A 10,968-nucleotide genomic window follows, 5' to 3' on the forward strand; every position below is an offset into this window, starting at 1 on the left:
CTTTAATAATTCTTCTTTTATATTTTTATAATTTACTAGAATCTGATTTTTGTTAAATTCTTCACCCATATTACCCTCCTTATATGAAATATTTTTATTAATTGAAGATTATATCAAAAGTTAACTTTAATAATCTACAAAAAGTAATTATTGCTTAAATTTCACTTGAAGATATACTTAAATACTAAATGTTATAAATAAAAAAATAGTTTGAGAACATGGATGATTATTAAAATTTTTCCAGCAATACTGCTTTTTTCATATTATTGGATGTTTACTAGGACCGATTACAGTTCATTATATGAAGTAATTCAAAATAGTCTTGCTGGATTAACTGGTATATTTTTTGCTTTTCAATTTTTTTACGGAAAAAAATTGAAATTATTGATGAATTTACAAAAGGGATTTTGTATAAAACTGATTCTTTATGTTTAAAGATTTGCTATACGTTATTAATATTAATATCTTTTGTTTCAGTTATATTTGAATTATCATGGTTTATAATAGGATATTTAGTTGTCGGAACTATTTTGCTTCTTACAATTATTAGAGCAATTAGTTTTTGCATCATTGATTCAAAAGGTATTTAAGTGTCAAAATTAAAAACAAATATAAAAGAATACAGAGAAAAAAATAACATGAAACAAAGTGATCTAGCTAAACAAGTAGGTGTAAGACGAGAAACTATAGGTCATCTTGAAAATGGTAAATACAATCCCTCACTTAAACTAGCAATTGATATAGCAAAGGTATTTAATACTTCAGTTGAAGAATTATTTGAATATCAAGAATAATGATCATCAATCAATTTAAAATTCTATAAAAATACAACTACCACTTAAATTTCACTTTAAAGTATAGCTAATTTATAGACCTACAGTTAAAGCTCTTATAATCCAAATGAATGGATTTTAAGAGCTTTTTTGCTACTACTCTTGAATTTTCATTTTAAAGGTTAATTGCTTTAGTATTCTAAAGTCTTTTGAGCTATGATATTATTTTAAATATATTATTAAAGGAGATGATCATATTGAAAAAATGCAATATTTATATTTTATTAGGAATTTTACTGAGTTCAACTTTCCCTTATATTAATAGATTTAATTCAGTACCAGATTTCATTAAAGGATTATTTATTGGGGCAGGAATTGGACTAATGATAATTGGAATCTATTCTAAAAATCATGATATTTCAAAATTTAAAATGTGCAAATATAACTTATTCAATAAAGTATTTGGTCAATAAAATTTTTGTAAAAATATAGTTGAAACAAAAAAAGAGTGTATCTATTGAAATTACTGCATTTCAGTAAGTATACTCTTTTTTATTTTTTTGTTTTCCATGAAACTTTATTTATTAACTCTTGGCCATCATTTAATTTATTAATTATTATACTACTTTTACTTTACTTGCATTTTTTCTGTATTTTATTTGATTTATTACTCGTATTTATCATTATATTCTAGGGTTATTATAAATAACTTTTTCTATTTATTTTTATTACTATAGAAAAGGACTGTGATTTGCTCACAATCCTTCTAACTAAAAACATATATATTTTTAATAACAATAATGTTGTACAGTTTTGTTTTTAACTTACTAAATAAATATACCTAAAAACCTAAATTAAAGTATTGTTTTAGTTATCATAGTCAACATCATAGTCAGTTATTCTACCATCTACTGCACTAACAGTAATGTCATACTCTGTGTTTCCTTTTCTTAATTCACCTTCATATTCATTATCTTCTTTATCGTACTTAAATGATACAAATAATGCACCAGGCACCTTGTTTAGCATTATTTGTTTTGCTTTTTCAACACTTATAGTTGCACTTCCTACTGCATTATCATTGCCAAAATCATTGTCAAATTCTATATCTATAACTCTTCCATCGAATCCACTAACTTCTATTTCATATATTTTATTATCTTTCTTAACTTTTCCTTCATATTCATTATCTTCTTTATCGTATTGACAATACATTAACTGAGAACCTGGTACTGCATTTAACATTATTTGTTTTGCTTTTTCTAAAGTTATATTGCTTGTATTTGAATTATTCATATCGATATACTCTTTATCTATATCTAGTATACTTCCATTAAAAGCATCTATTTCTATTTCATATACATAATTATCTTTTATAATTTTTCCATCGTATTCATTGTCATCTCTATCGTAATAGCAAACTAATACTTTTCCACCAGGAACTACTTTTCTTAATATTTCTTTTGCTTGTATTAAATTTATTTTCTTAGTGCTGTTTCTTATACTTCCACCTTTTGATACTAATATCTCTTCAAATGCTTTTTGATTTTTACCTCCACCAACTTGAGTTACCTCTTGAACATTTTTACTTTTAACAAAATCTTTTTGACCTTGATCTAAGTTTCCATTAGATATTAAAACTGGTGAATTTTCTTTTGCTGCTAATACACCTATAGATAAAGTATCTATTAACATGCTTTCATTTCCCATACCGTCTTTAGCAACAAATATATTTTCTATATCTTTATTTGAATAGAACTTTTGAAGAGCTTTTGCATTAGTTGCATTTCTATCATTTCCACTTATTCTTTCTTTATTTGGGTAATTTTTAACTATATTCTCTGAAACTGTAAGATCACCACCTACTATGTATGTTTTATTTATATTCTTACTTTTTAAGAAATTTAAACTTTCTTGATTGCTATTGTCATTTGAAACAAATATTATTGGCATATTATTCATAGCTGATGGAGATGCTATACTAACTGCATCTGCAAGTCCTTTTTCACCATTTACTACAGCAACTTTATCAAAAGATTTTATCTTGTTCATTTCTTTTGCTACATTAGTTGACATTTCATATATTGAATTTCCAGCTATTTTACTTATGTTTATATTAAGACTTTTTATTTCATCTTCAACCTTTTTTGATATACTATTTCCACTATCTACTATATATACATTTTCAACACCTAATCTTTTTAATTCATTTTTAGTAGATTCTTCTATACTATTGTTATTTACTAAAAGTATTGGTGAATTTTTCAATTTTGCAAATGGAGTTGCACAAAGTGCACTTTGCATATCGTTTCCATTTACTATTATTGCTGTTTTTGATTGTGTCCACCCTTGTTTACTTACTTCAACAGCAGTTTCATATCTGTCGCTTCCTATTAATTTTTCTTGACTTATTGTTTGTGTATTAGCAAATATATTTATACTTCCTGAGAATGTCATCATAGCTGCTAATAAAAATCCTACAGTTTTTTTCCCTTTTATCATATCACTCACTCCTTTATTAGTTATATACATTATATAATACAAAAATTTTTTTTAATTTTGGTACTTTTGTCTTATTTTATATTCCTATCTAATCATAAAAATATTTCACCTTATTACTTTTTCATATACTAATATAATGCTCTAGATAATATATCTTGCACTTTATAATTTAAATTTTTTTGTATAATTATCTAATTATTGTTTTTATTTAAATTTTCTCTAATTCTTTTTATAGATTCCAACATTTTATTAAGATTTTCACTTTTTTTTTGTTTTTTTCTTTGAGAAAGGTTTTACTATCAGAATTTAATTCTTTATTGACATCAAACTTATTATCTATAAGGTCAACATCTGTTTTTATAGTAGCAGACGATACTTTCCATAAACCGTCAATTTTTGTTAGATATATAATATATAGATCTGATGCTGAAGCATCATCTGTTCTTTCATCATTTAAATAATAAGAGAATTTATATTTTACAAAAACCTCAACAACTGCTTTATCACCTTCTTTTAATATTTTATTATAATCAAATATAAATTGATCATTAAAATATTTGTAATTTTGTATTTCATTGTCATAATTCTTTAAATCATTTCGAGCTTTTAGATATTCTTTAAATTCCTTAGATTCTAAGGTACTAAAATTATTATCCCCTCCGTTATATCTAAAATCAGTTTCAATAAATTTTTCTAATGTATTTTTTATTGAACTATTACTAGGTTCTTTGTTGTCAAATATAAATTTTAATAATATTATTGATATCAATGTTATAAAAATAACAATGATAAGTGATAAACACTTTCTCATAAAAACTTCCCCTAAAACGTTTTTATTACTGTAGAGGAGTATAACATAATAAATATATATTTTAAATAATTTTACCTACTATCTAAACTTTACTTTAGATAGTATATATTTGGAGGTTATTATATGATAAAAGCGAAAAATAAATTGTTTATTCTTTTGCTAGGGTTATTAATTATTCTTATTTCTAGTGTATATGTATATAAACATGCTATTTTTGAAATAAATTCCATAAAAGAAGTATTAGAAACATTTATCAAAGATGATTACAATTATAATGGGGGAAAGAATGATTTCTCAACAGTTGGAAATGAACACTTGAAGAAATATCTATTAGCAAGAAATACTGTAAAAGCTACTAATCATAAAACAAATTATAAAAAAGTACTTTCTCAAAATTTTAAATTTGATTATGAAAACTTTGTGAGATCTGTAAACTGTGTAAAAGTAAATGTCTATATGGATGAAGATTATTCTTTTAAAGATGAAAATACTGGAAAAATAAATGAAGCCATGGCAGGAAATGATTATGTAGTATATCTTTCTCAAATAAATGGAAAATGGAAAGTTATGTCTGCAACAATTAAAGTTAATGCTGATGCAGTAGATGCTGAATTTGATGTAAATAAAGAATTAGGTTATGAAGGAAGGAAAAATCAAAAAAATGCTGAATCAAATCTAAATAAAATGCTTAATAGACTTAACTATTTAAAAGATATGTATGCGGAACCTCTAAAATAGAATATTTGATTTTTAATCTTAAAATTCAACTTTTAAGACTCACACATATTTAGAATAAAGTTAAAGCCCTTAGAATCGAAACAAACGAATTCTAAGGGCTTTTTACTAAGTATCTTTAAACAAGTTTTTAAAGTATTCTTATTTTTTTATAATTTTTGCTAAAGTTGTAGCTCCACATATTGGACACTTTAATTTTCTATATTCACCTGCATGCAAAGATAAAATTTGATGATATTTAATGCTAAATTTTTGTTTGCATTCAGCACAAATATATTTATGTATCTTTATATCTATATAAATAATTAATACTATTGATACAATCACTGTAATAAATAGAATGTTTTCTCCCCAGCAAAGATAAATAAAAGCATTTAAAATTATTAAACATAAATATAATAAAATATTCTTCATAAAATCATACCTAATATTATTCATATAATATTAAAATTTAGGAGCTTTGAAAATAAGCTTATACACGTACACGAATATAGTTAATATTGCAATTATATTTATAATCCATGATATACTTTCTATTATTGAGAAGTACATAGATAATATACAAACTAATCCTTGTATAATAACTATAAATCCTGCAGTTATATTTATTTTAAAATTAAAATTAATATAACTATCTTTATCCTTAATTTTCTCTATATTGACCATATTATTTTTAATTAATCTTATATCTCGAGTTTTTTGTAACTTTAATGCTGAATAAATAAAAAATGCACCTATTACAATAAGAAATATTCCAAAAACAAAATCAACCATGCTACTTTTCCTCCTGTATTTTTATGAATTAATTATATCAAAATATAGACTTATCATTCTATAAATAATAACTATCACTTAAATTTAGATTTAGGGACTAGTTATACATATAAAAGAGTGTATCTATTGAAATTCCTACATTTCAGTAAATACACTCTTTTCCATTTTTTTAGTTTTCCATGAAACTTTATTTATTAAATCTTGGCCATTATTTAATTTATTAATTATTATACTACTTTTACTTTACTTATATTTGTATTACTTGTATTTCTTCTGCATTTTTCTTTAATTATATAAATCTTTAAATATTACTTTTTCATAATTTTTTTTAACGAAAATTTGTATCCATTTGGTGGCATTTTATCGTATTTATAATATGTGATTATTGAGATTAAAAAAAGTAATATTCGAATAGTTATCCCTCTACATAAAACCATTGAAACAAATGATGCTTCGCTTATAATCAAATATGCAAATTTTAAAATACTCATCTTTTTACCTCTACTAGAAATTATGAAGTTTATAACAATTATTTATTTACAACTTTTTATTTTCACACCAGTTAAATCAACTCTTCTTGCATATGTCATAATAATTACATTTAGGGCATACATACATTTTAAAAATCAAATTATCATCTATATCAAAAAAATCTTTAAAGAACTCTCTATTTTTTTCTTGTGAATAAAAACCACACTCTTTTGAAGAATTCAATTCTTTATTAAATTTTATACAGTACATAACATACTCCCACCTCTATTACTTTAATACTCTGATGTAAATTTTTTTATTTATATCCTTATAATGCCATAGATAGTTTATCTTGTGTATTATAATGTCTATGTTATAGAATAAAAATATTTAATATAATATAAATTTTAATAAGAAATGATCTCTGTATAAATAAAAAGATGAGCCTATTAAGAACTCATCTTTTTATTTTCCATTGAACTTATTTATATTTGAATTATTTGTATTTATTCTGTGTTTTCCTTTAATTTATTAATTGTATTTTTTATTATATTCTGGAACTATTATGACTGTGCATTTAGCCTTTTTTACTACATGGGCCGTAACTGATCCAATTGAATCTATAAAATTATTCTTTGTTGACTTAGTCATAACTATTACATCATATTTTCCCTCTATAGACTTTTCTATTATCTCTTTACCTGGGTATCCAAATGAAAAATATGTATCAACTTTATACTCTTTTAATCTTTCTTTTATTTTTTCTAGCATTTCATTACATGTATTCTCAAAATATTTCATTTCATCAAATGCTACAACCCTTCCTGTAAATACTAACTCCTTAACGTTCATTAAAGTTATCTCAACTGAATCCTTAGGGAATATATTTTTTACAAAATCTAAAGATTGCAAACTTCTTTCTGTTCCATCAATAGGCATTAATATTTTTTTCATTTCTCAACACATCCTTTTTAAGAAATATTCACCGTATAATCAATATATTATCAGAAAATTTTGTAAAAATATAGTCTTTTTTAGAAAACGTTTTTATATTATTATAAAAATATAAAATAAATTATTTAAATCATTTTAAAAGGAGGTTAGAACCATGAAGAAGAGAGCAGTCGTTATAGCTATATTATGTGGAGCATTTTTAATAGGAGGAAATATAAACAGCGAAGTATACGCTCATAATGTAAAACAATATAAGGCTGTTCAAAAAGTTAGAGTTCTTAACCAAAAAGAAGCCTTAAAAATACTAGTAAAGAAAAATAATAAAGTTAAATATATCTATCAAGGTAATGAAAAAGCATTTAAAGCTTTAAGAGCTAAAAAACTAAAAGGGTATGTTTTCCTTCCTGATGTCCCTGGTGATATAGGATACTTTGTAAATAAAAATAATCATAAAGTATACTACTTCCATCCAAGCGGATACTTGAAGTTAATAAAATAGATTAGTTATACCTACTTCCATCCCAAATAAAAAAGAACTAGTTAAATATTTCAACTAGTTCTTTTTTATTTCTATTTATAATTTAAATTATAAAATAAGTATACATAAAAATAGCTGTGAAATTAATCATAGCTATTTTGTTAGTTATAATATTTATTAAACAGTTAATCAGACGGAATATTTATTAACTGCTTAATAATACTTTGATGTTTTTTCTATATAACAATTATATAATTAGTACCATTATTTTTCAATTGGCATCTTCCAAGTAATATATCCTTTGCATTTTTGTATTACCCTTTGAGAAACACAAGAACAATTGACTACTGTTAAAATATATTACTTTAAATTTACTGATTAAATTTAAAGTAATAATATTATTACAACTAATACTATTACCCATAAAGGCATAACAATACTTTCAGCTATTATATATTTCCTTGTTTTGCTGTCAAAATTATATTTTTTTAATAATCTCATTGAAATAAAAAAATCAATTGTTGAAAGTATTATTACAGCTATTATAATCATTGTACTTTTTATACCATTATCAAATTTAATAGAAAAAATATATAGAACAAAATAAAGAAATTTAATTATTTTTTTAGATTTATCTTCAACTAATAAATCTAAATCTTCTTCCTTTGCTCCTGTCTTTTTTTTCAAAAAATTTATTAATAACGAACCAAGTACAACGATAATTATAGGACTCAATATTAATATCCAAAAACCAAACAAACTTCACCCCCCATACAATTAAATATTACCCTTCTTGTTATTTTCCATATACTCATATAATGCCATAGATAATATATCTTGTACTTTATAATTTGAATTTGCTTTACAAAACTTACTAAAATCTTTTTGAACATCTTCATAAAGTCTATAACATCTTGATACAGTTTTTCCTTCAAGCTTTTTTATATTTATTTGATTTAATGAATTATTATTTAATCTATCTTCTATGTCTTTTATTTTCAATTCTAAGGCCTTTATTTTACTTTCTAATGCATTTGTATTATTTTTGAATTTATTCTCTTCTTGTGGCTTTTCTTTTTCTTTTACGTTAATATATTTACTTTGCTCTTTATCAAATATATATCCTTGTTTTAAAAATCTTTCTCTGATTGTTGACCTTGATATTTTTATTTCTTTACATATCTTAGTTAGAGTTTCTTTATCTAATTTTTGATTTATATATTCTATCTGCTCTTTTATATCTAACTCATTAAATTTATCTTTTTTCATAAAAAACTATCCCCCTAATACAAAAGTATTTCTTGTATTTATTTCATAAAATATAATTTAACTCCTTCAAAAAATAAAATACTTTTGCATTTATTTTGTATTATTTATTACTTTTTTCTTAATAACTTTTATAAAGTTTCTCTCTTACTTTTCTATTTTTCTAATTTTATTTTCACTTATTTTTTTCATAAAATATTTTTTGAGTTCGCAAAAAAATACAAAACAGAATTTTAAAATTCATTTTTGAAATTTTGTAAAAAAGAGCATAAGGAGAAAATGCTATAACTTTCAGTCATAGGCTGGGCAAAGCCCAGTTATTCTCTCAAAGTTATTATAAAAAAAGGGATAGCAAAAAAATACCCCTATACACACCTTTTGAACACCATTCCCCACACTCTTCCACACCTCTAGCCACCTTTTGAACACCTACTTTTTTTAATTAATTTAAATAAAAAAACAAGATAAAATTTTATTAAAAACTTTTATGTAATTAAGATAAATTTAAAGTATTTCAGCAAAAATTTTTAATAACTTTTTTGTTTTAATTCTTGTAAAAAATGTTGCCTTCTTTTTAATTAAATACTTTACATATCTCTCATTTTTTTATATACTTTGTGTATATAAACAGAACGTAAATTAACGTCTTGATGTATAATTTTATGTTCTTTTTTTCATAATAAAAATAAAAAAAGCCTTAAACATAACTCCACTCATGTTTAAGACTTTCGTATAAATTAAATCAACAAATACCTTCTAGAAGAATTTGTTTTTCCATCATATCTAGTTGGTCTATCAATTTAGATTTTCTTTTTTCTATAGCTAAATCTAAACTTAAATCGGAGCTTGTGCTATCAAGTTCCTTTTTTATATCTAAAATACTTACTTTTGATTTAATTGTATAAATATTAGTTTTTTTAGAAAAGGTACCAGCAATAGGAATTATATTTCTATAAAAAAGAGTTTCTATTGGTGGTACCTTTGCCCCTTTTTTATATTGTTTATTTTCTATTACATAAATTTGATTAAGCAATTCCCCTAATTTTTTTGGAGTAAAAGCCCAATTATCACCAAAAGCTATTCTAAATGATTCTGCTAATATTTCTAAATGTTCTTGGGTATAACTTATTCCCTCTTTAAATTCATTAGTAAGCCATTCATACATTCTTACTTCAATTGTATTATCATTTTTAAATATATTAGGGTGTTCTTTTTTTAGTTCTCTATAAATTAAAGTATTTATTTTTGCAAATATTTTTCCTCTAGTTCTATTATGCATAAAAGTAATATTCCAAGCCATATCAGTACTAAAATAATCTTCTAAAACATATTTACTATATAAGTTAATTTTTGATTTTAAAGAGTTATTAAATATTAGGTCATGTACTCCAAGTTTTAAATAATCTTTTTGAACTTGCTCCATTGATAGGTTATTTACTTCTTGATATTCCATTAGGTTGTAACTTCGCCTGTTCTTTTTAATTTCATCATAACCTACAAGTATATCTTTATGTTTTTTTAATTGTTCAATTGCTTCTTTTTGTAATTCTTTTAACTCTTTTTTATATGAATTTTTATCTTTTTTTATTTCTTCATTAATTTTTAAATCATATATTAATTCTATGTTGTTGAAATACTCTTCTAGTAAAACCTTAAAACTTTCAAATGTTCTTGAATTATAATAAGTCTTATATACTTGACTTCTTATATATACGGTATCAACTTCATAGCTATTAGTTTTCTTATTGAAGTAAACATTAGTATCTATATTTATTGGATTAGGATTAACACCTACAGTCGTAAATTCAATATCCTCTTCACATGCTTCATTATAAGCGGTTTTTAAGATATTAGCTTTTTTTGTACTTTTTGATATTAGCCATTCAGTTTCGTATATATTACAATCTTCTTTATAGTTATTAAATATATGAACATTTACCTTTTTAAGGTTTCTAAATCTTGCTACATATTGTTTAATAGTTCCTATATCTTTTATACCAGCAACTATTATATCTGTTATATTTGGATTGTATATATTAAGTCCAGCAACAAGAGTTATTGTGTTTAACATTGCTTCAAATCCAGTCATTTTACTAGTATTCATTAGAATATTATAAAGTTTACTATGCTCTTTAGTATCATTCATAAGTAAAGCTCCATTATTTGATTTATTAAGAATATCTATAATAGCCTTAGTGTCTATA

General features: G+C 23.3%; 11 protein-coding genes. 3 read left to right on the top strand and 8 right to left on the bottom strand.

The window, feature by feature from the left end; genetic code table 11:
* The first annotated feature begins 590 nt into the window (after nucleotides 1-590).
* Nucleotides 591-794 carry a helix-turn-helix transcriptional regulator gene (locus tag ABCP60_RS15110; RefSeq protein ID WP_343102081.1) on the top strand — a complete coding sequence of 68 codons (204 nt, stop codon included), beginning with the start codon at nucleotides 591-593 and terminating at the stop codon, nucleotides 792-794.
* A gap of 846 nt (nucleotides 795-1,640) precedes the next feature.
* Here ABCP60_RS15110 and ABCP60_RS15115 read toward each other — a convergent pair.
* The gene (locus ABCP60_RS15115) at nucleotides 1,641-3,275 is read right to left on the bottom strand and encodes a cell wall-binding repeat-containing protein (RefSeq protein WP_343102082.1); all 1,635 of its coding nucleotides are present in this window, start codon (nucleotides 3,273-3,275) and stop codon (nucleotides 1,641-1,643) included.
* Nucleotides 3,276-3,504: 229 nt separating this feature from the next.
* Nucleotides 3,505-4,086: a hypothetical protein gene (locus tag ABCP60_RS15120; protein ID WP_343102083.1), complete on the bottom strand. Its 582-nt coding sequence runs from the start codon at nucleotides 4,084-4,086 to the stop codon at nucleotides 3,505-3,507.
* Between the two features lie 123 nt (nucleotides 4,087-4,209).
* On the opposite strand from ABCP60_RS15120, the gene ABCP60_RS15125 reads away from it, so the two are divergent.
* On the top strand, nucleotides 4,210-4,824 hold the full coding sequence (locus ABCP60_RS15125) for a hypothetical protein (protein ID WP_343102084.1): 615 nt from the start codon (nucleotides 4,210-4,212) through the stop codon (nucleotides 4,822-4,824).
* A gap of 441 nt (nucleotides 4,825-5,265) precedes the next feature.
* On the opposite strand, the gene ABCP60_RS15130 is transcribed toward ABCP60_RS15125, so the two are convergent.
* From ABCP60_RS15130 to ABCP60_RS15140, 3 genes are all read right to left on the bottom strand, one after another.
* On the bottom strand, nucleotides 5,266-5,595 hold the full coding sequence (locus ABCP60_RS15130; RefSeq protein WP_343102085.1) for a hypothetical protein: 330 nt from the start codon (nucleotides 5,593-5,595) through the stop codon (nucleotides 5,266-5,268).
* A gap of 567 nt (nucleotides 5,596-6,162) precedes the next feature.
* Nucleotides 6,163-6,336 (bottom strand): hypothetical protein, encoded by a 174-nt coding sequence (locus tag ABCP60_RS15135; RefSeq protein WP_343102086.1) that lies wholly within the window; start codon nucleotides 6,334-6,336, stop codon nucleotides 6,163-6,165.
* A 261-nt stretch (nucleotides 6,337-6,597) separates the two neighbouring features.
* Nucleotides 6,598-7,020 (bottom strand): universal stress protein, encoded by a 423-nt coding sequence (locus tag ABCP60_RS15140; protein ID WP_343102087.1) that lies wholly within the window; start codon nucleotides 7,018-7,020, stop codon nucleotides 6,598-6,600.
* Between the two features lie 154 nt (nucleotides 7,021-7,174).
* Here ABCP60_RS15140 and ABCP60_RS15145 point away from each other — a divergent pair, with 154 nt between their 5' ends.
* Nucleotides 7,175-7,519, top strand: coding sequence for a hypothetical protein (locus tag ABCP60_RS15145; RefSeq protein ID WP_343102088.1), 345 nt, complete (start codon nucleotides 7,175-7,177; stop codon nucleotides 7,517-7,519).
* A 363-nt stretch (nucleotides 7,520-7,882) separates the two neighbouring features.
* On the opposite strand, the gene ABCP60_RS15150 is transcribed toward ABCP60_RS15145, so the two are convergent.
* From ABCP60_RS15150 to ABCP60_RS15160, 3 genes are all read right to left on the bottom strand, one after another.
* Nucleotides 7,883-8,257 (bottom strand): hypothetical protein, encoded by a 375-nt coding sequence (locus ABCP60_RS15150; RefSeq protein WP_343102089.1) that lies wholly within the window; start codon nucleotides 8,255-8,257, stop codon nucleotides 7,883-7,885.
* Between the two features lie 18 nt (nucleotides 8,258-8,275).
* The gene (locus ABCP60_RS15155; RefSeq protein WP_343102090.1) at nucleotides 8,276-8,767 is read right to left on the bottom strand and encodes a hypothetical protein; all 492 of its coding nucleotides are present in this window, start codon (nucleotides 8,765-8,767) and stop codon (nucleotides 8,276-8,278) included.
* A 739-nt stretch (nucleotides 8,768-9,506) separates the two neighbouring features.
* Nucleotides 9,507-10,968, bottom strand: a 1,462-nt coding sequence (locus ABCP60_RS15160) for a DEAD/DEAH box helicase (protein ID WP_343102091.1), incomplete at its 5' end; no start/stop codon positions are given.

The organism is Romboutsia sp. MSSM.1001216sp_RTP31141st1_G3_RTP31141_220114 (genome assembly GCF_039031195.1).
Lineage (GTDB): Bacteria > Bacillota > Clostridia > Peptostreptococcales > Peptostreptococcaceae > Romboutsia_C > Romboutsia_C hominis.

What these genes read in the sequence shown, in the direction of transcription:
- ABCP60_RS15115 (WP_343102082.1), bottom strand. Translation starts at nt 3,275, where the DNA reads ATGATAAAAGGGAAAAAAACTGTAGGATTTTTATTAGCAGCTATGATG.
- ABCP60_RS15120 (WP_343102083.1), bottom strand. Translation starts at nt 4,086, where the DNA reads ATGAGAAAGTGTTTATCACTTATCATTGTTATTTTTATAACATTGATA.
- ABCP60_RS15125 (WP_343102084.1), top strand. Translation starts at nt 4,210, where the DNA reads ATGATAAAAGCGAAAAATAAATTGTTTATTCTTTTGCTAGGGTTATTA.
- ABCP60_RS15130 (WP_343102085.1), bottom strand. Translation starts at nt 5,595, where the DNA reads ATGGTTGATTTTGTTTTTGGAATATTTCTTATTGTAATAGGTGCATTT.
- ABCP60_RS15135 (WP_343102086.1), bottom strand. Translation starts at nt 6,336, where the DNA reads ATGTACTGTATAAAATTTAATAAAGAATTGAATTCTTCAAAAGAGTGT.
- ABCP60_RS15140 (WP_343102087.1), bottom strand. Translation starts at nt 7,020, where the DNA reads ATGAAAAAAATATTAATGCCTATTGATGGAACAGAAAGAAGTTTGCAA.
- ABCP60_RS15145 (WP_343102088.1), top strand. Translation starts at nt 7,175, where the DNA reads ATGAAGAAGAGAGCAGTCGTTATAGCTATATTATGTGGAGCATTTTTA.
- ABCP60_RS15155 (WP_343102090.1), bottom strand. Translation starts at nt 8,767, where the DNA reads ATGAAAAAAGATAAATTTAATGAGTTAGATATAAAAGAGCAGATAGAA.